This is a genomic window from Butyrivibrio proteoclasticus, from assembly GCF_900115735.1.
Lineage (GTDB): Bacteria > Bacillota > Clostridia > Lachnospirales > Lachnospiraceae > Butyrivibrio > Butyrivibrio proteoclasticus_B.
In genome coordinates this window covers 15,964-39,288 of sequence record NZ_FOXO01000013.1, presented here as the reverse complement: position 1 = coordinate 39,288, position 23,325 = coordinate 15,964, and the positions used below count along the sequence as shown (strand labels likewise).

The 23,325-nt window shown below is 40.3% G+C and carries 20 protein-coding genes and 1 other RNA gene; 19 read left to right on the top strand and 2 right to left on the bottom strand.

Translation table 11 applies throughout. From position 1 onward, the window contains the following. The first annotated feature begins 37 nt into the window (after nucleotides 1-37). From BM146_RS09505 to BM146_RS09440, 14 genes are all read left to right on the top strand, one after another. The gene (locus BM146_RS09505) at nucleotides 38-1,633 is read left to right on the top strand and encodes a xylulokinase (RefSeq protein WP_074887868.1); all 1,596 of its coding nucleotides are present in this window, start codon (nucleotides 38-40) and stop codon (nucleotides 1,631-1,633) included. Nucleotides 1,634-1,717: 84 nt separating this feature from the next. Then, complete coding sequence (locus BM146_RS09500; protein ID WP_022772347.1) at nucleotides 1,718-2,413, top strand: L-ribulose-5-phosphate 4-epimerase; 696 nt, start codon at nucleotides 1,718-1,720, stop codon at nucleotides 2,411-2,413. Between the two features lie 51 nt (nucleotides 2,414-2,464). After that, nucleotides 2,465-3,292, top strand: a complete 828-nt coding sequence (locus BM146_RS09495; RefSeq protein WP_074887864.1) for a transketolase — start codon at nucleotides 2,465-2,467, stop codon at nucleotides 3,290-3,292. Beyond that, complete coding sequence (locus BM146_RS09490) at nucleotides 3,289-4,230, top strand: transketolase family protein (RefSeq protein ID WP_022772350.1); 942 nt, start codon at nucleotides 3,289-3,291, stop codon at nucleotides 4,228-4,230. Before BM146_RS09495 ends, BM146_RS09490 begins: the two co-directional genes overlap by 4 nt. Further along, nucleotides 4,230-4,883, top strand: coding sequence for a ribulose-phosphate 3-epimerase (rpe, locus tag BM146_RS09485; RefSeq protein ID WP_074887861.1), 654 nt, complete (start codon nucleotides 4,230-4,232; stop codon nucleotides 4,881-4,883). The genes BM146_RS09490 and rpe overlap by 1 nt, the downstream gene beginning before the upstream one ends. Nucleotides 4,884-4,899: 16 nt before the next feature. Continuing rightward, the gene (locus BM146_RS09480) at nucleotides 4,900-6,429 is read left to right on the top strand and encodes a bifunctional metallophosphatase/5'-nucleotidase (protein WP_074887857.1); all 1,530 of its coding nucleotides are present in this window, start codon (nucleotides 4,900-4,902) and stop codon (nucleotides 6,427-6,429) included. Between the two features lie 50 nt (nucleotides 6,430-6,479). Continuing rightward, nucleotides 6,480-7,355 carry a methionyl aminopeptidase gene (locus BM146_RS09475; RefSeq protein WP_074887854.1) on the top strand — a complete coding sequence of 292 codons (876 nt, stop codon included), beginning with the start codon at nucleotides 6,480-6,482 and terminating at the stop codon, nucleotides 7,353-7,355. Between the two features lie 27 nt (nucleotides 7,356-7,382). Then, the gene (gene metG, locus BM146_RS09470; protein ID WP_074887850.1) at nucleotides 7,383-9,422 is read left to right on the top strand and encodes a methionine--tRNA ligase; all 2,040 of its coding nucleotides are present in this window, start codon (nucleotides 7,383-7,385) and stop codon (nucleotides 9,420-9,422) included. 77 nt (nucleotides 9,423-9,499) lie between these two features. Then, nucleotides 9,500-10,453 (top strand): alpha/beta fold hydrolase, encoded by a 954-nt coding sequence (locus BM146_RS09465; protein WP_074887847.1) that lies wholly within the window; start codon nucleotides 9,500-9,502, stop codon nucleotides 10,451-10,453. Further along, a complete protein-coding gene (locus BM146_RS09460) occupies nucleotides 10,437-10,928 on the top strand; it encodes a GNAT family N-acetyltransferase (RefSeq protein WP_242949379.1) in 492 nt (163 codons plus the stop codon). Before BM146_RS09465 ends, BM146_RS09460 begins: the two co-directional genes overlap by 17 nt. A gap of 3 nt (nucleotides 10,929-10,931) precedes the next feature. After that, nucleotides 10,932-11,603 (top strand): YesL family protein, encoded by a 672-nt coding sequence (locus BM146_RS09455; RefSeq protein WP_074887843.1) that lies wholly within the window; start codon nucleotides 10,932-10,934, stop codon nucleotides 11,601-11,603. 155 nt (nucleotides 11,604-11,758) lie between these two features. Continuing rightward, on the top strand, nucleotides 11,759-13,201 hold the full coding sequence (locus BM146_RS09450; protein WP_074887840.1) for a GGDEF domain-containing protein: 1,443 nt from the start codon (nucleotides 11,759-11,761) through the stop codon (nucleotides 13,199-13,201). A 197-nt stretch (nucleotides 13,202-13,398) separates the two neighbouring features. Continuing rightward, nucleotides 13,399-14,508: an ABC transporter ATP-binding protein gene (locus tag BM146_RS09445; protein WP_074887838.1), complete on the top strand. Its 1,110-nt coding sequence runs from the start codon at nucleotides 13,399-13,401 to the stop codon at nucleotides 14,506-14,508. 89 nt (nucleotides 14,509-14,597) lie between these two features. After that, complete coding sequence (locus tag BM146_RS09440) at nucleotides 14,598-15,683, top strand: PucR family transcriptional regulator (RefSeq protein WP_074887835.1); 1,086 nt, start codon at nucleotides 14,598-14,600, stop codon at nucleotides 15,681-15,683. A 131-nt stretch (nucleotides 15,684-15,814) separates the two neighbouring features. Here BM146_RS09440 and ffs read toward each other — a convergent pair. Continuing rightward, nucleotides 15,815-15,914, bottom strand: an RNA gene (ffs, locus tag BM146_RS09435) — signal recognition particle sRNA small type. Between the two features lie 72 nt (nucleotides 15,915-15,986). Further along, nucleotides 15,987-16,397: an RrF2 family transcriptional regulator gene (locus BM146_RS09430; protein WP_074887832.1), complete on the bottom strand. Its 411-nt coding sequence runs from the start codon at nucleotides 16,395-16,397 to the stop codon at nucleotides 15,987-15,989. Nucleotides 16,398-16,486: 89 nt separating this feature from the next. Here BM146_RS09430 and tadA point away from each other — a divergent pair, with 89 nt between their 5' ends. The 5 genes from tadA to BM146_RS09405 all read left to right on the top strand — a co-directional run bounded on the left by tadA (nucleotide 16,487) and on the right by BM146_RS09405 (nucleotide 23,324). Next, nucleotides 16,487-17,011 (top strand): tRNA adenosine(34) deaminase TadA, encoded by a 525-nt coding sequence (gene tadA / locus BM146_RS09425; protein ID WP_074887829.1) that lies wholly within the window; start codon nucleotides 16,487-16,489, stop codon nucleotides 17,009-17,011. A gap of 38 nt (nucleotides 17,012-17,049) precedes the next feature. Next, nucleotides 17,050-18,522, top strand: coding sequence for an extracellular solute-binding protein (locus BM146_RS09420; RefSeq protein WP_074888041.1), 1,473 nt, complete (start codon nucleotides 17,050-17,052; stop codon nucleotides 18,520-18,522). A gap of 93 nt (nucleotides 18,523-18,615) precedes the next feature. Then, nucleotides 18,616-20,907, top strand: coding sequence for a hydratase (locus BM146_RS09415; RefSeq protein ID WP_074887826.1), 2,292 nt, complete (start codon nucleotides 18,616-18,618; stop codon nucleotides 20,905-20,907). A gap of 11 nt (nucleotides 20,908-20,918) precedes the next feature. After that, nucleotides 20,919-22,460: a glycoside hydrolase family 9 protein gene (locus BM146_RS09410; RefSeq protein WP_177201633.1), complete on the top strand. Its 1,542-nt coding sequence runs from the start codon at nucleotides 20,919-20,921 to the stop codon at nucleotides 22,458-22,460. Between the two features lie 72 nt (nucleotides 22,461-22,532). After that, nucleotides 22,533-23,324, top strand: a complete 792-nt coding sequence (locus BM146_RS09405) for an alpha/beta fold hydrolase (RefSeq protein WP_074887820.1) — start codon at nucleotides 22,533-22,535, stop codon at nucleotides 23,322-23,324. Nucleotide 23,325: the final 1 nt, after the last annotated feature.

Sequence of the window (23,325 nt, the reverse complement as noted above, 5' to 3'; positions counted from 1 at the left end):
TATAAAAGTAAAAGAATTGGTTTAAAGGAGAAGAGGTATGGGTGACGTAAAAAAGCTTATTGAAGAGGGGAAGACTTTTCTTGGAATCGAGTTCGGTTCTACAAGAATCAAAGCTGTTTTAACAGATGAAGACTATAATCCAATAGCATCCGGCTCACATGGCTGGGAGAACAGGCTGGACAACGGAATCTGGACATATACACTTGATGATATCTGGGGCGGTCTTCAGGATTGCTATAAGGGTCTTAAAGATGATGTTGAAAAGAAATACGGTGTTAAGCTGGTGGAAGTAGGAGCTATGGGCTTTTCTGCCATGATGCACGGCTATATGGCATTTGATAAAGAGGGAAACCTTCTTGTACCATTCAGAACATGGAGAAATACTATAACAGAGGAAGCTTCTGATAAACTTACAGAGGTTTTCGGATATCATATTCCACAGAGATGGAGCATTGCACATCTTTATCAGGCTATTCTCAATAAGGAAGAGCATGTATCTAAAGTGGATTTCTTTACAACTCTTGCCGGATATATTCACTGGCAGCTCACAGGAGAAAAAGTTCTTGGAGTTGGTGATGCTTCCGGAATGTTCCCTATTGATTCAAAGACATGCGATTACAATAAAAAGATGGTTGAGCAGTTCGATGAACTGGTTGCATCATATTCTTTTGACTGGAAACTTTCTGACATCCTTCCAAAGTCACTTCCTGCAGGTGAAAGAGCTGGCGTTCTTTCAGAAGAAGGCGCAAAAAAGCTGGATCCATCAGGAGATTTAAAGGCTGGTATCCCGGTTTGTCCTCCTGAGGGAGATGCCGGAACAGGAATGGTAGCAACCAACTCAGTTGGAGTTAGAACAGGTAATATTTCTGCCGGAACTTCGGTATTCTCAATGGTTGTTTTGGAGCATGACCTTTCAAAGGCATATCCTGAGCTTGACCTTGTTACTACACCATCAGGAGAGCAGGTTGCCATGGTTCACTGCAACAACTGCACATCAGATCTCAACGCGTGGGTATCTTTGTTCAGAGAATTTGCAGGAGCAATCGGAAAAGACCTTGATGATGATACTTTATATGGAACTCTTTACCGTAAGGCTATGGAAGGTGACGCTGATTGTGGTGGACTTCTGGCTTACAACTACTTCTCAGGCGAGAGTATTACAGGCTTTAACGAGGGAAGACCTCTGTTTGTGAGAAGACCTGATGACAAGTTCAACCTTTCTAACTTTATGAGAACACATCTTTATACTGCACTTGGTGCTCTTAAAGCAGGAAATGACATTCTTATGAAAGAAGAAAATGTTAAGGCAGACTTCTTCTTTGGACAGGGCGGATTCTTCAAGGTAAGAGGTGTTGGTGACAGAGTAATGGCGGCAGCGCTCAATACTCCTATCAAGCTTATGGAAACAGCAGGAGAGGGCGGTCCTTGGGGACAGGCAATCCTTGCAGGATTCATGATGCAGAAAAACGATGGTGAGACTCTTGAAAAATATCTTGCTGATAAGGTATTTGCAAGTGGAAAAGTTGAGACCTGTGACCCCAATAAAGAGGATGTTGCAGGCTTTGATGATTTTATGAAAGATTACAACGCAGGTCTGGCTATAGAGAGAGCAGCAGTTGATTCATTAAAGTAATGTTATAAATTGATAAGCCTATCGCAATAATTACGAAGACTAATTAGCGGTCTGATAATAGAATAAACATTGGAGCGTAGAAAAATGTTAGAAGAATTAAAGAAAAAAGTTTATGAAGCAAACATATTGTTACCTAAGTATGGACTTGTAACTTTTACCTGGGGAAATGTAAGTGCGATTGACAGAGAGAGCGGCCTTTTTGTTATTAAGCCAAGCGGCGTTGACTATGACACCATGACACCTGACGATATGGTTGTTATGGATCTTAATGGCAACAAGGTTGAGGGAAAATTAAATCCATCATCCGATACACCTACACATGTTGAGATCTACAAAGCATTTAAGGAAGTAGGCGGTGTTGTTCACACACATTCATCCTATGCTACAAGCTGGGCTCAGGCAGGAAGAAGCATTCCGTGCTACGGAACTACTCACGCGGATTACTTCTATGGTGAGATACCATGTGTAAGATGTCTTACTAAGGAAGAAATCGAATCTGCTTACGAAGAGAACACAGGTCATCTTATTGTGAATGAGTTTGAGCGCATGGGAAAAGACCCTGTGGCTGTACCTGCAGTTCTTTGCAAAAACCACGGTGTATTTACCTGGGGCAAGGATGCGCATGAAGCAGTTCATAACGCAGTAGTTACAGAAGAGGTTGCAAAAATGGCCTATAGGTGCGAAACTATTAATCCGGAAGTGAAGCCAGCTCCACAAGAACTTCAGGATAAGCACTATTACCGTAAACACGGCGCCAACGCTTATTATGGACAAAAGTAATTACTTGGCGAGAGCAGAACTACCTTATAAAAATAGAAAGGAAAAATAATTATGACCAATCAGGAACTTCAAAAAACTGCTAATGAAGTCAGAAAAAGTATTATTACAGCACTTCATGCAGCTGGGGCAGGACATCCGGGCGGATCTCTGTCATCAACAGATATTTTCACTTATCTTTACTTCGAAGAAATGAATATAGATCCTAAGGACACAAAGAATCCGGACCGCGATCGTTTCGTTCTTTCAAAGGGACATTGCGCTCCTGGTCTCTACTCAGTAATGGCAGAGAGAGGATATTTCCCTAAGGAGGAGCTTACAACTCTTCGTAAACTTGGTTCAAGACTTCAGGGACATCCAAGTATGCAGTACCTTCCAGGTCTTGACATGAGCAGCGGATCTCTTGGACAGGGAATTTCAGCCGCTTGTGGTATGGCTCTTTCAGCTAAGCTTGATAACAAGTCATTCCGCGTATACACACTTCTTGGTGATGGAGAGCTTGAAGAGGGACAGGTTTGGGAAGCTGCTATGTTTGCCGGATTCAGAAAACTTGATAACCTCTGCGTAATCGTAGATAACAACGGATTACAGATTGATGGACCTATTGATAAGGTATGTTCTCCTTATCCTATCGATGAGAAGTTTAAAGCATTTAACTTCCATGTAATCAACATTGATGGTCATAATTTTGATGAAATAAGAAAAGCTTTTGAAGAAGCTAAGAATACAAAGGGACAGCCTACAGCTATCATTGCTCACACAGTTAAGGGCAAGGGCGTTTCATTTATGGAGAATCAGGTAGGTTGGCATGGCAAAGCTCCTAACGATGAAGAGTTTAAGCTTGCTATGGAAGAATTAGAAAGGACAGGTGCAGCACTATGAGCGATGTAAAGAAAATAGCAACAAGAGAGAGTTATGGTAATGCTCTTGCAGAACTCGGTGATGAGTATCCTAACCTTGTAGTTTTAGATGCTGACCTTGCAGCTTCTACAAAGACAGCAGTTTTCCAGAAGAAATTCCCAGAAAGACACATTGATTGTGGTATTGCAGAATGCAACATGATGGGTATCGCAGCTGGACTTGCAACAACAGGAAAGATTCCTTTCGTTAGTTCTTTTGCAATGTTCGCAGCAGGACGTGCATTTGAGCAGGTTCGTAACTCTGTAGGATATCCTCATCTTAACGTTAAGATTGGTGGAACACATGCCGGAATCACAGTTGGTGAGGACGGAGCCAGCCATCAGTGTAACGAAGATTTCGCTCTTATGAGCGTTATTCCCGGAATGGTTGTTATGTGTCCTGCTGATGACATTGAAGCAAAGGCTTGCGTACGTGCAGCAGTTGAGCATGAAGGCCCTGTTTATATCAGATTTGGCCGTGCTGCATGCAGCATCATTAATGACAGACCTGATTACAAATTTGAAATTGGAAAAGGAAATGTTGTCAGAGAAGGAAAAGATGTTACAATAGTAGCTACAGGAATTTGCGTAGATTCAGCTTTAAGTGCAGCAGAAATGCTTGCTAAAGATGGCATTTCAGCAGAAGTAATCAACATCTGCACAATCAAGCCCCTTGATAAAGAGCTTGTAGCAGCATCTGCCAAGAAGACAGGCAAAGTTGTAACAGTTGAGGAACATTCCGTTATAGGCGGACTTGGAAGCGCTGTATGCGATGCACTTTCTGAACTTGCACCTACTCCTGTAAAGAAACTCGGAATGCAGGATACATTCGGCGAGTCAGGAACAGCTTCAGAACTTGTTCATAAGTATGGACTTGACGGCGAGGGTGTATACGCATCAGTAAAGGAATTCCTTAAGTAATGATAATTTTAAGCCCTTCAATTTTATCTGCAGATTTTACCGTGCTTGGACAGCAGATCACAGAAGCTGACAAGGCCGGAGCAGAGTATATTCATATTGATGTTATGGATGGCACATTTGTGCCATCCATTTCCTATGGTATGCCGGTTATCAAAAGTATAAGAAAGGTAACTGACAAAGTCTTTGATGTGCATCTTATGATCACAGATCCTATCAGGTATATAAAGGATTTTGTAGATTCCGGAGCAGACCTTATAACTTTCCATCTTGAGGCCACCTCAAATCCACAGGCAGTAATTGATGAAATCCATAAATATGGTAAAAAAGCCGGATTATCCATAAAACCAGGCACTTCAGCCCATGAACTCATTCCATATCTTGACAAGGTTGAAATGATTCTTATAATGACTGTTGAACCAGGTTTTGGTGGACAGAAACTTATTCCTGAAACTATGGATAAGATCCGCAAAACCAGACAAATGTTAGATGAAAAAGGTCTTTCAACTGATCTGGAAGTTGATGGCGGAATCAGTTGTGACAATTTAAAAGAAGTTATAGACGCTGGAGCGAATGTTATTGTAGCTGGATCAAGTATATTCAAAGGAAACATAACAGAGAATATCGATAACTTCAAAGCTATAATAGGCAGATGAAAGGATTTTTTAATTAATGCACATCATTTTTACATCTGATACACATGGACATGTGTATCCAATCAACTACGCTACAAATTGCCCCGAGAATGCGGGGCTTTTTTGCATAGCTGCACAAATTTCCAAAGACGGAAATACACTTGTTTTGGATGGCGGAGACTCTCTTCAGGGAACACCTCTTCTTTCCTATTATTTGGAGCATAAGGACGAATACGATTTCAACCCTGCAGCAGAAGGCTTTAACGCTATGGGGCTTGATTATTATACACTTGGCAATCATGACTTTAATTTTGGTTATGATGCTATCCTCGATTTTGTTACTGCTATGAATGCCACACTTATTTCTGCAAATGTAGAGGATAAGAGAAATGCCCTTGGAATAAAGAAGCATGTGATTCATACACTTGAGGATGGCACCAAAGTCGGAATCACAGGAGCTGTTACAGGATATGTTAATGTCTGGGAACATAAGGACCACCTTACAGAGCTCGTGGTTTCTGATCCTATTGAGGCAATAAAAAAAGAACTTGAAATAATGAAGGATAAATGCGACATAACAGTTTGCATCTATCATGGAGGCTTCGAGGAAGATCTTTCATCCGGAAAGCTTTTATCTGATACAACAGAGAACCAGGCATGCAAGATCATGAGAGAGCTTGGTTTTGACATTGTTCTTACAGGCCATCAGCACATGGCTGTTGAGGGTATCAGCATAGAGGGCAGCTACGGTGTTCAGCCACCGGCAAAGGCTATGAAGTACTGCGAAGTATTTGCTGACAAGAAGGATGGTGCCTGGGATATCACATCAAGGCTTGTTCCGGTAAAAGAACCTGATGCAAAATATGCTGAGATCGCTAAGGCCCATGATTTCATGGATGATATTAACTCAAAGATTCAGAAATGGCTTGATGAGCCGATCGGGTGCCTTGAAAAGGCTATCGACCCTGAGCCAAAGCTGGAAGTTGCCATAAAGGGAAGTAAGGTTGCTGCGATATTTAATCAGGTGCAGCTTGAATATACAGGTGCTGACTTCTCATGTACCAGCCTTTCCAACGATCCTCTTGGACTTAAGAAGGATATAACAGTAAGGGATGTGCTTGGAATTTATCAGTTCTCCAATACTGTTGAGGTAAAGGAAGTAACTAAGGCCGTTATTAAACAGGCCCTTGAGAGATGTGCTGAATATTTTGAGATCGATGAAGATGGAAAGCTGAAGATTTCAAATATCTTTTTACAGCCAAAGATCGAGCATTACAACTACGACTTTTATGCAGGACTTGAGTATGTTCTTGATATCACAAAGCCTCTCGGAGAGAGAGTCACTCTTTTGAGAAAGCTTGATGGAACTGAGCTCGAGGATGATAAGACATACACACTTGTAACCAGCAATTACAGGGCTACAGGTACCGGCGGATATGCATGCATAGGAAACAGCAAAACGGTAAAGAGCTTTCCTGATGAGATGCCGGATCTTTTGATCGATTATCTTAGAAGGAACAGTCCTGTTAAGGAGATAGTTAACAGCAAGTTGACAGTTAAAGCCTGAAAAGGCATACTATACTTGTGAAATTATCGTTTTTATGAAGAAGGAATGATATGTATAAAAGATTAGAAAGAAACGATGCATGTTGGTGCGGCAGCGGCAAAAAATATAAGAGTTGCCATGCTGCTTTTGACGATAAACTGATACAGTTCGAGCATCAGGGTATGATAATCCCTGACAGGAACCTTTTCAAAACTGAAAAGGATATTGAAGGTATCAAAAAGAGTGCAGTCATAAATATGGCTGTTTTGGACGAAATCGGTGAAAAGATCCATGCCGGAATGAGCACTCAGGAAATTGATGATATTGTGTATAACACAACTACCAAGATGGGCGGAATCCCCGCAGATCTTAACTATGAAGGATTTCCTAAGAGTGTGTGCACATCTATTAATGAAGAAGTGTGCCACGGAATTCCATCTAAAGATATTATCCTTAAGGATGGCGACATTATTAATGTTGACTGTTCTACTATACTGGATGGCTATTTCTCTGATTCATCACGAATGTTTTGCATAGGTGATGTTTCTCCTGAGAAAAAGAGACTTGTAGATGTTACCAAAGAGTGCCTTGAAGAGGGACTTAAGGCAGTTAAGCCATGGACACCTATCGGAGATATGGGCAATGCAGTTCATCAGCATGCCTTAAAGAATGGATATACTGTAGTTAGAGAGATTGGCGGACATGGATGTGGAAACGCTTTCCATGAAGAACCTTTTGTAAGCTTTGTAAGTAAGCCGGGAACAGGAATGCTAATGGTTCCGGGTATGGTATTTACAATTGAACCTATGGTAAACATGGGAACTAACGAGATATTCATTGATGAGGATAACGACTGGACTGTTTATACAGCAGATCTTAAGCCATCAGCACAGTGGGAAGTAGAGCTTCTGGTAACTGAGACAGGTTATGAGCTTTTGTGCTGGTAATTGATATAGAAAGGCGAGGTTTATTTAATGCAGAATAAGGGTAAATACTATATTACAACTGCGATAGCTTATACATCGGGTAAGCCACACATCGGAAATAGCTATGAGATAGTGCTTGCTGATGCTATTGCAAGATATAAGAGAAGAGATGGATTTGATGTTCATTTCCAGACAGGATCAGATGAGCACGGCCAGAAGATCGAGACAAGAGCAATCGAGGCAGGATGCAGCTCACCTAAGGAATTTGTAGATCAGGTTTCAGACACAATAAAGGGTCTTTGGAACCTCATGGATACATCATATGACAGATTCATCAGAACAACAGATGATGATCATGTTAAACAGGTTCAGAAGATATTCAAAAAGTTCTATGACCAGGGCGATATTTATAAGGGATCATACAAGGGAATGTACTGTACTGAGTGTGAGGCTTTCTATACAGAGTCTCAGCTTAAGGATGGAAAGTGCCCGGAGTGCGGCGGTCCTGTTCACCCTGCAGAGGAAGAGGCATATTTCTTTAAAATGAGCAAATATGCTGACAGACTTATTGAGTATATCAACACACATCCTGAGTTTATTCAGCCTGCATCAAGAAAGAATGAGATGATGAACAACTTCCTTCTTCCGGGCTTACAGGATCTGTGCGTTTCAAGAACATCTTTCAAATGGGGAATCCCGGTTGATTTCGATAAAAAGCATGTAGTATATGTATGGCTTGATGCACTCACAAACTATATCACAGGAATTGGTTATGATGCTGACGGTAACAGCTCAGAAGAGTACAAAAAGTGGTGGCCTGCAGACCTTCATCTTATTGGAAAAGACATTATAAGATTCCATACAATTTACTGGCCTATTTTCCTTATGGCACTTGGTGAGCCACTTCCTAAGCAGGTATTTGGTCATCCATGGCTTCTTCAGGGCGGTGAAAAGATGAGTAAGTCAAAGGGCAACGTTATCTATGCAGATGACCTTGTTAGTCTCTTTGGCGTAGACCCTGTAAGATACTTTGTTCTTCATGAGATGCCATTCGATAATGATGGTGTTATCACATGGGAGCTTTTGGTAGAAAGATTCAACTCAGACCTTGCAAATACACTTGGAAACCTTGTAAACCGTACTATTGCTATGAGCAATAAGTATCTTGGCGGCGTTGTGGCTGACAAGAACGTTACAGAGGCAGTAGATGCTGATCTTAAGGCTGTTGTAACAGGATGCTATGCAAAAGTAGAAGCAAAGATGGATGAGCTTCGAGTTGCAGATGCACTTACAGAGATATTTGCACTGTTCAAGAGATGTAATAAATATATCGATGAGACAGAACCTTGGGTACTTGGAAAAGACGAGAGCAAAAAGGACAGATTATCAACAGTTCTTTATAACCTTGTAGAAGCTATTTCAATTGGCGCAGCTCTTCTTGATCCATTTATGCCTGAGACAGCACAGAAGATAAAAGAGCAGCTTAATACTCCTGATAGAGATTTTGATACTCTTGGTACATTTGGCGTTTGCAAGAATGATACAAAAGTTACTGAGAATCCAGAGATGCTTTTTGCCCGTAAAGACTTAAAAGATGTTCTTGAGAAGGCTGCAGAGATAACCAAAAAGCAGAAGGAAGAGTTTGAGAGAACACAGGCTGAAGCCGCAAAGAATCTGGCTAAAGCAGGACTTGCTCCAGCTACTCCTGTAAAGGCACAGGAGAGTGATGAAAAGGCTGAGGCTATTGATATTCCTGCAAAAGAAGAGATAACTTTTGACCAGTTTGGAGCAATGCAGTTCCAGGTTGGTGAGATCATCAAATGTGAAGCAGTTGAGAAGTCCAAGAAGCTTCTTTGTTCACAGGTTAAGATCGGTAGTCAGGTTAAACAGATTGTATCAGGAATCAGAAAATACTATTCTCCTGAAGAGATGGTTGGCAAGAAGGTAATGGTTCTCGTAAACCTTAAGCCTGCTAAGCTTGCAGGTGTAATGTCAGAGGGAATGCTCCTTTGCGCAGAGGATGCAGAAGGAAATCTTGCCCTTATGACACCTGAAAAAGATATGCCATCAGGAGCAGAAATCTGCTGATAATATGATTTTTTAGCGAAGCTTTGGAATAAATGGTATCATATAAGTATACAAACAATTATGGGGAGGTTTTTCCAATGGTACGCAAAGAAGAATTGACTTACAAATCAAGAGACAGACAGACCATGCTCCATGCAGTCAGATGGATACCTGAAGATAAGCCGGTAGCTATCTTACAGATCATTCATGGAATGCAGGAATTCATTGATCGTTATGAAGAGTTTGCGAACTTTTTAGCAGAAAAAGGCATACTTGTAATGGGAAACGATCATCTGGGACACGGCGGTTCTGTTACAGCCGGAAAGGGTACCTATGGTTTCTTTTGCAAAGACGACCCTGCAACGGTGCTTGTACGTGACGCTCACAGATTGAAAAAGATGACTCAGGAAGAGTATCCCGGAGTTCCGGTATTTATCCTTGGTCACAGCTTTGGATCTTTTGTAGCAAGAGAGTACATCACACGTTATGGCACAGGTATAAATGGTGCTATAATCCAGGGAACTGCTGCTATGCCAAGCGGAACAGTTAAGTCTTTGAGCACTTTGGTAAGTGTTTTACAGGTCATTTTTGGAACAAAGTATCGTTCTGAGATGATCAATAACATGGCGTTTAAGGGATATTTAAAGAAGATCCCTGATCACAAGACAAAGTTTGACTGGCTTTCACATAATGAGGAAAGCGTTAATAAATATGTAGCTGATCCAAGATGTAACTTCGTTTTCACTCTTAACGGATTCAAGACAATGGCAGAACTTCTGACAAGGATTCAGGATGTTGACAGAATGGAAGACATTCCAAAGAACCTTCCTATTTTAGTGACAGGTGGTGCTGAAGATCCTGTTGGAAACTATGGAGAGGCGCTTAGCAAACTTTACGATATATACAAGAATAAACTTGAGATAAAAGATGTGGAGCTTAAAATTTATGACGGAATGCGTCATGAACTTCAGCAGGAGATTGGAAGAGAGAAAGTATACGAAGATCAGTATGCTTGGATAATGAGAGTGTTAAAGAGTGGCACTGCAAATTGACAGATCAAAAATAATGGTAAGATGTGCTTACCATTCTGACTGGGATGGGGCGATGAAACTTGCATGGGATACTTTTGCGAAGTTTGACGCCCCTGATTATTCTGAAGAAGGAATAGCCAATTTTAGAAATTTTGTAAATGATGATATGCTCAGAAAGATGTTTATTGCCGGGCAATATCAGCTTTTTGTTGCGGTTTATAAAGATAAATATCTTGGAATGATTTCTCTAAGAGAACGGAAACACATATCACTTCTTTTTGTAGACGGGGATTACCATGATTATGGCATTGGGACTGCGCTAATCAGGTATGTGTCGAAGTATGCTCTTGAAGAAGAGGGGGTGGATGAGCTGACAGTCAATGCTGCACCGGTTGCTGTTGGTTTTTACCACAAAAGGGGATTTAAGGATGTCGCGGAAGAAACGGCGGCCGATGGCATCAGATTCACACCAATGAAGCTTTGTTTGAGGAGTTAACTTATGGGAAAAATTTTTGATTTAGAGAGTCCTTTGATGCGAGCTCTTACAAGACTCGCAGATGTTATGTGGGTAAATATTCTTACATTGATATTTGCCATACCACTTATTTTTGAGCAGGTTCTTTTCCTTGGACCGGCACTTGGACCGGTTCTTTTTGATGGAGCTGAACTTGATTATAACTACTTCCTGAGTGCAGTATTGTGGGCATGGATATTTGGTATTATTTGTTCAAGTATTTTAGGACCTGCATGTACTGCAATGCATTTTGTTCTTCTTAAGATCGTAAGAGATGAAGACAGTTATATCACAAAGACATACTTCAGATCGTTCAAGGAGAACTTTAAGCAGGGAATGATCCTTCAGATCATTAAGTTTGCGATAGCCGGAATCCTTGTTTTGGATTTCTTTATATTGAATAACTTAAGTGGAATTTACAGATATGCGATCATTGCTCTGAGTGCATTTCTTTATATGGTTTCACTGTATGTATTTCCAATCCTTTCAAAGTTTGTAAATACAAATGCAGCAACCTTAAAGAATTCTTTGCTTATGGCAATACTTGCTTTCCCAAAGACAATTCTTATGACTATTATTTCTGGGATTCCGCTGGTCGTATTTTATTTCTTTGACTTAAAGGCTGTTCCGGTATTGATACTTTTAGGCTTTGCCTGACCAAGTTATTTAAATGCTATGCTCTACAATGGAACATTCAAGCGATTTGAACCAGAAGAGGAAAATCTTTCTGAAGAGGAAGAACTCGACGCGGCTATAAAGAAGCTTGATGAGGAAGAACAGAGCTGATTGTCATGTTTAATTAGAGGTGATAAATGAAGAAAGCTCTTATAACGTGTGCTTCAATAGTGCTTATGTTTGCGGTTTTTATGGGGATTGTTTTTAAATCTTACAGGGAAGTGCTAAGAGAAGGCATTTCCGAGTATGTTAATGAGACAGTCTCTTCGGAGCTTTCTTCAGTAATGTATGATAAGGATATAAATTACGTCAGGATTCGTGATTATCAAAATGCTTGCGCAAAAGCTCTTACCGGTTATGATATTGTTTCAGACAAAAATGAGATTACAAGCTGGTTGGAGCTTATTGTAAATAGCACAGACAGCAACACTTCTTTTATCTGTGATTTGGAAGGCGCAGGATATAATGAACGTGGGAAGACAGTAAATATATCTGATTACAGTTTCTTTGAACAGGTTATCGGGGGCTTTGACGAAGGAAGCTCCGGAGTGATCATTATCAATGAAGATACTTTTGGTGGCAGAAGTGTTGCCTTTATAAATGGTTTGAAATTATCAGAAGAAACCAAAGGGTATCTTATTTCTATTCTCAACATCGAGAGTTTATCCGAAGGAATATTTGAAAAGCAGGAACTTATCGACTATGGCGCGTGGGTTGCTGTAAGAGGTCACATCCTTATAGAGTATGGAGAAAGACTGCGTAATAAAGATGCGGACATTGATTTTATATGGGAAGCATTGCCGGAGGGTTCTGATCAGAGTAAATTCCAGCATGCTATAGCCCAGCGGAATGCTTTTTTTGAAGAAATACCTAAGTACGGGTATATTATCACTGTACCGGCACCACTTTCCGGAGGCGCCCTTGTAGCCCTTATCAGTTATAAGAACATGAATAATGCTTTAGATGAGCCACTTCATGATTACTATGCTATGTATATTTGGGTTATGGTGCTGCTGGTACTTCTATGTATAAGCCTGTTTTTGGGGCACTTTATAGCTACTCTTTTAAATAAAAGAAACAGAAATAAGAAGGATAGAAATATCAAAACAGGTCTTTTGACTGAAGAGTCTACTGAAAGGCAGATCAATTCTTATCTGGATGAATCAGAGAGTAAATTTGGACTTATGTTCCTTATCGCTATTAATGGATTAAAAGACTTGCGAATTGCAAAAGGCGAAGATGGTGTTGATGTATTAATTGTTGAATTTGCAAGGAAGTTGTCTGAAAAGTACAGGGCTTCAGATATTATTGGTGGATTTGACAATGGTGAGTTTGTTGTTTTTATGAAAGATATCAGTGCCGGAAAGGATATAAGAAAGCAAGTTGATGCGATGGTGATGCTCATGCACGACTTCAAGACTATGAAAGCAAATGAAGAGGGTATAGTTTCATTGAGTGTTGGCGGTGCTGTAGCACCTAAAGATGGAAGAAAATACTCAAATCTGCTTGCAGCTTCGAAGGCAGCTTTGACAGAGTCGAAAGCTCGTGGTGCTGGTCAGGTAGTCTTTTATCACGAATAGGCAATGGTCAAATTGCATATAGAATTTTTAGATTCTTCGTCAATATTTCAGAATTGTGGAAAAGTGACCTAATTGCTAGTCAGTTTAGCTAATGAATTGTAAAATATTTGTGAAATAAGTGAATAGTAAATAAACACCTCCGCCGCTATACTTGTTTATAGCATGAAGCTATTGATGAATTAGGAGGAATATAAGGTATGGCAAGTTTATCACTTGAGCATGTAACTAAAGTATATCCAAATGGTTTTGAGGCTGTTAAAGACTTCAACCTTGAGATTCAGGATAAAGAATTTATTATTTTCGTAGGACCTTCAGGATGCGGAAAGTCAACAACACTTCGTATGATCGCTGGACTTGAAGATATCTCTTCAGGAACACTTAAGATCGGTGACAGAGTTGTTAACGATGTTGAGCCTAAGGACAGAGATATTGCGATGGTATTCCAGAACTACGCTCTGTATCCTCACATGACAGTATATGATAATATGGCATTTGGACTTAAGCTTAGAAAAGTTCCAAAGGCTGAAATAGATAAAATGGTTAGAGAAGCTGCTAAGATTCTTGACCTTGAGAAACTCCTTGATCGTAAGCCAAAGGCTCTTTCAGGTGGACAGAGACAGCGTGTGGCTATGGGACGTGCTATCGTTCGTAATCCTAAGGTATTCCTTATGGACGAACCTCTTTCAAACCTTGATGCTAAGCTCCGTGTACAGATGAGAACAGAGATTGCTAAGCTTCACCAGAGACTTGGCACAACAATCATCTACGTTACACACGACCAGACAGAGGCTATGACTCTTGGTACAAGAATCGTAGTTATGAAGGATGGTGTTGTTCAGCAGGTTGATACACCTCAGAACCTTTATGATAAGCCAGGCAACCTCTTCGTTGCTGGATTCATGGGATCACCTCAGATGAACTTCCTTGATGCAGAAGTTGAAGTACAGGGCGATAAGGCTAGCCTCAAGATTGCTGGCCAGTCAATCGAACTTCCACCTGCAAAGGCTAAGAAGGTTATCGAGGGTGGCTACGCTGGAAAGACTGTTACATTCGGTATCCGTCCAGAAGACGTTGACGATTCAGAAATGGTTGTTAACACATCAAAGGCTGTATTTGAGTCAACAATCAACGTATACGAGCTTCTTGGTGCAGAAGTTTATCTGTACTTTGATCTTGATAAGTTCCCTATCACAGCTAGAGTTGATTCTCGTACAACAGCTAGACCTGGCGATAAGGTTAAGTTTGCATTCGATGTTGAGAAGATCCACATCTTCGACAAAGAGACAGAGAAGACAATCACAAACTAATATTAAAAATAGGAAGGCTATCGCGCGAGCGATAGCCTTTTTTTCATGCATTATGTTATACTTATGTTATATTGCAAGGAGGTAGACAGATGATTTCTGCGCAGACTATCAAGGGAAGTATAGATGAGTTAGGAGCAATTACAAAAGTTGAGCTTTGTGTTATGGACTTAAATGGTGATATTGTAGCTTCTACAACTGAACGTGAAATGCTTGATATTTCTATAATTACAAGTTTTGCACAATCTCCGGTTGATTCACAGGTTATTGGAGATGTTCATCTGTTTAAGATACTTGATGAAGGTGAGCCGGCTTATGTTCTTTTAGCAAAGGGTGATAGCGAGCATGCATATATGGTTGGTAAGATTGGGGTTAGCCAACTTCAGAATCTTATCGTAGCATATAAGGAGAGATTCGATAGAAACAATTTCTTTCAGAATCTGCTTCTTGATAATATGCTACTCATTGATGTATATAACAGAGCACGTAAGCTAAAAGTAGAAGTTAATGTACCAAGAGTTATCATTTTGGTTGAGGTGAAGCATTCCAATGATAATACTGCTCAGGAACTTCTTGGCAGTATGTATGCACCTCATACAGGGGATTATGTAACTGCTGTTGATGAGAACAGCGTTATTTTGATAAAGTCTCTTGCTAAGTCGCAGACATATGAAGAGGTTCAAAAGATTGCCACAACAATTGTGGATATGATGAACACTGAGGCTATGCTTGACGTAAGGGTATCCTATGGAACTATAGTGGATGAGCTTAAGGATTTAAGTAAGTCGTACAAAGAGGCAAAGATGGCGCTTGAGGTTGGAAGGATATTCTATGCTGAAAAGAAAGTAAACGCCTACAATACTCTGGGTATTGGAAGGTTGATTTATCAGCTTCCTGAGAGCCTTTGTAGAATTTTTATTGATGAGATTTTTGGTGGAAAAGAAGTTCCGGATGACCTTGACGAGGAGACTTTAAACACAATCAATAAATTCTTTGAGAATAATCTAAATGTCTCTGAAACTTCAAGGCAGCTTTTTGTACATAGAAATACACTTGTCTATAGAATAGAAAAACTTGAAAAGAGTTCAGGACTGGATGTCAGAAAATTTGATGATGCACTTACATTTAAGATTGCACTTATGGTAATAGGATACATGAAATATTTAGAAAACAGATAAAAAATCTTCCGCTGCACTAGATTCGAAAGAACCTCATCAAGTGCACGGAAGACGTATTTACTAAACTCGGAAAGACCTCGCTAAGTAAATTCAGCCGGTTCTGTGAAGGACGCATGCACGTTGACTTCAGGCAGAATAAGGCAACCTTACAACACATGAAAGGTTCTACTTAGTGCTGCTTCGTTCCCGACCTGACACGGTTCGTAGATTTCCATTGCATAAGACCCGATTCTGCACAAAAGGACTGCTACATGCACCCTTCACAAAACCGCTACATTAATATACTTTGTTTTTTGAATATTGTCAATTTTGATCTATTAAATCTTGAAGACTATAGCTGTTGATGTAGTCATTTACTACTTTATCAAGCCCCGCCCAGAATGGAAGGGTTGAACAGGAATCCGATAATGGACATGGATTTCCTTCATCACCGGCAACACATTCGATAGGAGTAAGACTTCCCTCGACAGTTCGAAGGATATCGCCAATATTACAATCTTTGGGTTCTCTTGCCAGGCGATACCCACCATTGTTTCCACGCATGCTAAGTAAAAAACCTGATTTGTTAAGACCAGAGACAATTTGTTCAAGATATTTAACTGCGATATTCTGGCGATTTGCTATATCCTTAAGTGAAATGAATTCCCCATTGTCGTGAAGAGCAATATCCATCATGACTTTGAGGGCATACCGTCCTTTGGTGGAAATTTTCATTTATATGACCTCTAAAACAATATATAATAAACATGTGAAAATATGACGTGTATATCATATAATAACAAAAATAGAAATCAATTACTACTATGAAATTACAAGCAAAATCAAGAGTTATAGATGAAGAACAAGAAGATAATAAGTATATGAAGGCTGCAATAGCGCAGGCAAAAAAGGCATATAAATTAGGGGAGGTGCCAATAGGATGCGTTATTGTTTATGAAGGAAGGATTATAGGAAGAGGCTATAACAGGCGCAACACAGATAAGACTCCACTTGCTCATGCAGAGATAACAGCAATCAAAAAGGCAGTTAAGGTTATGAAAGATTGGAGACTTGAGGAGTGTAAACTCTATGTTACTTTGGAGCCTTGCCAGATGTGTGCGGGAGCTATTGTGCAGGCCAGGATACCTGAGGTGATTATGGCAGCAGAGAATCCCAAGGCCGGATGCGCCGGTTCAGTAATGGATATTCTTAACAATCCGGATTTTAATCATCAAGTCACAGTGAAAAAGGGGATTTTGAAGGAGGAGTGTAGTAAACTATTAAAAGATTTTTTTGTTGAACTTCGTGCGAGAAATAAGGCATTGAAGGAGCAGAAAGGAAATCTCTAGTGAGAATAAATTTTTTTGCTAGCTTACTTGTTCTAGGGATGCTGATAGTATGTGCAGCCTGTGGAGCAAAAGAAATTGACTACACCCAGGAACCGGTTATTATTACGTATCTGACAATTGGTGAAAAGCCATCTAATGGCATGACGGAGGAAGTAATCAAAGAGCTGAATTCTATTCTTGAAAAAGAGGTAAATGCAAAGCTTGATGTTTACTACGTTTCTTGGAAAGACTATCTAGAGAATTATGATGCAGTTTTGGATGCAGGCAATGTTGATCTGGATCTGATCGGTACCGGAAGTGATTGGCTGGATGCCTGGCCCAATGCCATAAAAGGCAATTTTTTACCACTGTCAAAAGAGATGTTGCAAGAATACTGCCCCCAAACATATTCCAATATAAAAAGGGAAGAGTGGGAGAAATGCTCATATAACGGAAATATCTATATGATTCCGGAGAATGAGTATACCCAGTGGATAAATCACGGATTTATATACAGGAAAGATCTTGCCAGAGAGGCGGGGCTAGACAAGGTTAAGTCATGGTCAGATCTGGATAAGTATCTTAAATATGTGAAAAAAGCCCATCCTGATATGTTGCCTTGGGATGCGGATGGGAAGACTGTAATACAAACTTTAGGATATCTTATGTCTGCCAGTAAGTATGCGCCTATTTATGAACTGAGCACATACGGAATCTGGGGAGCATATACCGATGATCTGAAAACCATAGTTTCTCCTTATTATACAGGTGATGAGTTCCTGGAATATGCAAAACTCATGAAAGATTGGGATGAAAGTGGTATATGGAGAGACGACTTTAGATTTGCAGGGGATAATACAGAGGAGTTCTATACTGGCTATACCAGCGTTGTTCAGCACCATACACAGAAGTATTACACAGAAATAAAGCCTACGATGGATGTAATGATCCCTGAGGGAGAAACTGATTTTTTCTGGTTTGGTGAAGAAAACGGCAATTTGATGAAAAACAGTATTCTACACGGAGCAATGGCCGTTTACAGAGGATCTAAAAATCCTGAAAAAGCGCTTATGGTATATGATTTCTTAAGAAATGATCCAAGATGTTACAGACTGATCAATTATGGAATAGAGGGTGTCCAATACGAGATCAACAAAGATGGATTATTGGAAAAGCCTAGCGGATATAATTCTGATAGAGATGGAATAGTCATGAATTTCTGGTGGGGAAGAAGGGATGCTCTTGAAATCCAGGATTCCTCGTATAATTGGAATGAATATTATGACCTGATTGATTTATATGATAGAAATGCCTATTCATACCCCTGGGATAGCGTTCCTTTTTCAACAGAGGATATCAATAAAGAGATAAAATCCATAGTAGAAGTGTTCGACAAATATCTTCCGGAGATAACTTATGGTCAGTATGATGTTACACCTGAAGAAGAGGTGGGAATTTTCAGAAAAGAACTAAAACAGGCTGGGATCGAGAAAGTTACTGCAAAGCTTCAGCGAGTTTTGGATTCATATTAAAAAATATCCTACCAAGTAGTGTTTATCTATGGTAGAATAGCGCTTATAAAATTGTATACATGTATAGCGGTTAGAAAGGGTAGGAGGAAAACAATGGTAACAACATACGAAAATGGATGTTTTTTACTAAATGGAACCACACTTGTTTTAGATGACAACGATGCATCTGCAAAGCTTTCTGCAGAAGGCTTTGACGGTGTGACTAAAGAGCAGGCAAAAGAAAATACAATATGTTACGGTATTCTGAAAGCGCATAATACATCCGATAGCATGGATAAGCTTTGTGTTAAATTCGACAAACTTACTTCGCATGATATCACTTATGTTGGAATCATTCAGACTGCAAGAGCTTCAGGACTCACCAGATTTCCTATTCCTTATGTTCTTACAAATTGCCACAATTCTCTTTGCGCTGTAGGCGGAACTATAAACGAAGATGACCACATGTTTGGACTTACAGCAGCACAGAAGTATGGCGGAATATATGTACCACCTCATCAGGCAGTAATTCATCAGTTTGCAAGAGAGATGCTGGCATCGGGCGGAAGCATGATCCTTGGCTCAGACTCCCACACCAGATATGGAGCTCTTGGAACAATGGCTATCGGTGAGGGCGGCCCTGAACTTGTAAAACAGCTTCTCGGACAGACATATGATGTGGATATGCCGGGAGTTGTAGCTATTTATCTTGAAGGCAAGCCTAAGAAGGGGGTTGGACCTCAGGACGTAGCATTGGCTATTATCGGAAAAGTATTCGGCGATGGATATGTAAAGAATAAAGTAATGGAGTTTGTTGGCCCCGGTGTTAAGAACCTCAGCGCTGACTTCAGAATTGGCGTAGATGTAATGACAACAGAAACAACATGTCTTTCATCCATATGGCAGACCGATGATGAGATAAAGGACTTCTATGATATTCATGGAAGAGCAGCTGATTATAAAGAATTAAAACCAGGAAAAGTTGCGTACTATGATGGCTTGGTAAAGGTTGATCTCGGTTCTATAAATCCTATGATCGCAATGCCATTCCACCCAAGTAACGTTTATGAAATCGATGAAGTGAACAGAAATGCAGCTGATATCCTTGCTGATGTTGAGAAAAAAGCAAAGGTAAGCTTTGGTGATAAGGTTGAGTTCTCTCTCATGAATAAGCTTAAAGATGGCAAGTTCATGGTTGATCAGGGAATAATTGCGGGTTGTGCAGGTGGCGGATTTGAAAACATCTGTGCGGCAGCAGATATCCTCAAGGGCAAATTTATAGGAAACGACAGATTTACACTTAGTGTTTATCCTGCTTCAACACCTATATATATGGAAATAGTAAAAAACGGTGCTGCAGCAACTATCATGGAGTCAGGTGCTATATTAAAGACTGCATTCTGTGGACCATGCTTTGGTGCAGGCGATACTCCTGCCAATAATGCATTTAGTATCAGACATTCAACAAGAAACTTCCCTAACAGAGAAGGTTCTAAGGTTCAGAGTGGACAGATTGCGTCTGTTGCTCTTATGGATGCAAGATCCATTGCAGCAACAGCAGCAAACAAGGGGGTTCTTACACCTGCTACTGAATTTGTGGGCGAATTTAATAAATACAAATATCATTTTGACAGTGCAATCTACAAGAACAGGGTATTTGATTCTCATGGCGTTGCAGATGACAGTGTTGAACTTCAGCTTGGACCTAATATCAAGGATTGGCCAAGTATGGTAGCCCTCACAGATAACCTTCTTTTAAAGGTTGTATCTGAGATCCATGATCCTGTTACAACAACGGATGAACTTATTCCATCAGGTGAGACATCATCTTATCGTTCAAACCCTCTTGGACTTGCGGAGTTTACACTTTCAAGAAAAGATCCTGCTTATGTGGGCCTTGCCAAGGAAGTATACGCGCAGGAGATTAAGAGACGTGAAGATGTTCCTATGGAAGAGCTGGATAATGAGCTTGTCAAGGCAGTAAAGACAATCAAGACTAAGTTCTCTGATGTAAATAGTTCCAACACCGGAATCGGATCAACAATATTTGCGGTAAAGCCTGGTGACGGATCAGCAAGAGAGCAGGCTGCTTCTTGTCAGAAGGTACTTGGAGGATGGGCAAATATTGCCAATGAATACGCTACAAAGCGTTATCGCTCAAACCTTATCAACTGGGGTATGTTGCCATTCATAATTGATGAGGGAGAGCTTCCGTTTAAAAATAAAGACTATATTTTTATTCCTGGAATCAGAGATGCCGTATATAATAAGAGTGAAGAAATAAAAGCATATGCCGTTTCTGAAAGCGGACTTAAAGAGTTTTCATTGAGACTGGGGAATCTGACTGATGATGAGAGACAGATTATTCTCGATGGATGCTTGATAAATTATAACAGGGTAAAATAATGTTTCTTATTATGAGAGGGAAAAAGAATATACTTGCAGCAGCTTTAGCTACTGCTCTTATAGGAAGCGCCGCAGGCTGCGGCGCTTCTTCTAGTGATAATACAATAGTAGAAAGTGAAAATAAGGCAGCCAGTTTTGACTATGAGGCGCCTGTTCAGACACCCAATATCCTTGTAGATCAGAAAGGTTTTTTACCTGATTCTGATAAAGTTGCAGTATTTAGGGGAAAAGAGATACCGACAACATTTACTGTGAACAGGATTGATGATGACACACCTGCTTACGAGGGCGTTATTTTGAAAGAAACATTTGATGAAAAAAATGGAGAATCATACGCTCTTGGATATTTTACGGATCTTGTGGAAGAAGGTAGTTACTACATTTGCGCAGATTATCTCGGAGAATCCTATTCTTTTTCAATTGCTGAGACCACAGTCTCGGATATATTCGACGAAGCCTGTAAAAAATTCTACTATAACAGGTGCGGAATAGCCCTTTCAGAGAACAATGCCGGAGAGAGTGGCCATAGCGCATGTCATACAAATGCAGCAAGGCTCCAGGATGATGCGAGCGTTCAGATTGATGTCACGGGTGGATGGCACATGGATGAGCAGGCGGACAGGGACACAAATGTAGGAAGTAAAATAGCTGAGAATTTTCTTTTGGCATATGAGATGAATGAGACAGCTTTTACGGATGAAACAGGAATTCCGGAGAGCGGCAATGGCATTCCTGATATTTTGGATGAAGTCAGATATGAAGTGGAATGGCTTATTAAAATGCAGGATGATAAAACAGGTGGAGAATATGGAGCTGCACTGACAGACAGCAGTAAAGGCGGTGAGGTCATTAATTACCCTGTTGTTGTAACTCCGGTTTCAATGGAGGCAACTATCAATTTTGCAGCAACTTTGGCAAGATTCAGTTATTTTTATCAGCAATACGATGCAGAGTTTGCAACAACGTGTCTGAGGGCAGCAGACAAAGCCTGGAACTGCTATATGGTAAATCAGGACATAACAGATGATCCGCTGGCTTTTAAGGCTGCGACTCAGCTCTATAGAGCGACTGGTAGTGAAGCCTATGAGAATGTGATCAACTTATTTTTTTCAAAGTCAGATTTTGATGAGTTGTTCAATAGCGATGAGGACGTTTTTATTGGATCAGTGACATATCTTTCCACAAGTCAGGCGGTTGATGTTGATCAGTGCGGTAAACTAATGAAGTGCCTCATGAAAAGATCCGGCAGAATTGCTGACGAGTCAGCAAAGAGCATATATCTGATATCTGACCTTGAGTCGGAGGAGGGATTTTTGAAGCTCCTGTATGACATGAGATGTCTTTCTATTACGGATCACATCATATACAATCATGAATACACGACAATTATAGAAAATCATCTTCACTATCTCATGGGAATGAATCCGAATGCTATGAATTATGTGACTGATTCAACTGAGAGAACCTATCAGGATGAGAATGATAAATCAGGAATCTTAAATGATCCAAGAAATGATGCCCTGCTGATATTTATGCTAAGCGTTTTGATATAATCACATTTTACTATCTAAAAGACAACCTTTTAATTTGCATGGCACTTTCTTAGGTGTTAATATGGATGAGTCATGAATACAAATATTAATGGATTAAACATAAATTACATAGATGAAGGGCAGGGACCGTTGCTTGTGATGCTCCATGGCTGGGGGTCCAATATAGATCTTTTTTCCGGAGTTATAGCTTTTGCAAAGAGCAAATATCATGTGGTGGCAATGGATATGCCCGGATTTGGAAAGAGCGACGAACCGGAAGAGCCCATGAACGTTGATGCATTTGTGGACTTCGTTCTGGCTTTTATTAAAAAACTCTATCCGGAAGAAAAAGAGGTAATTTTCCTCGGACATTCAATGGGCGGCAGAATCATAATAAAGCTTGCATCCGGAATCCATGATGGAAGGATAAAGGCTGATTTTTCAATTCCAAAGGTAATCCTTACTGATTCGGCCGGCATCATTCCTGAAAAAACTGAGGCGCAAAAGAAACGTACAAAGAGATATCACTTCTATAAGAACCTCATAGAAAAAAGCGGAATTCTAAAAATTGATCCAGATGCTCTTAATAAACTTCAAAAGAAATTTGGAAGTGCCGATTATGCTGCGGCTTCTCCTGTTATGAGAAAGAGTCTTGTTATGGCAGTTAATGAGGACCTGGTTCCTTACATGCCATCAGTAACTCAGCCGGCTCTTTTGATCTGGGGCGATAAAGACACAGCGACACCGCTTTCTGACGGACAGCGCATGGAAAAACTCATGCCTGAGGCCGGACTTGCTGTGATAAATGGCGCAGGACACTACGCATTCCTTGATAATCCGTATCTTTACAACAGGATTTTGGGAAGCTTTTTAGGCATTGATTAAG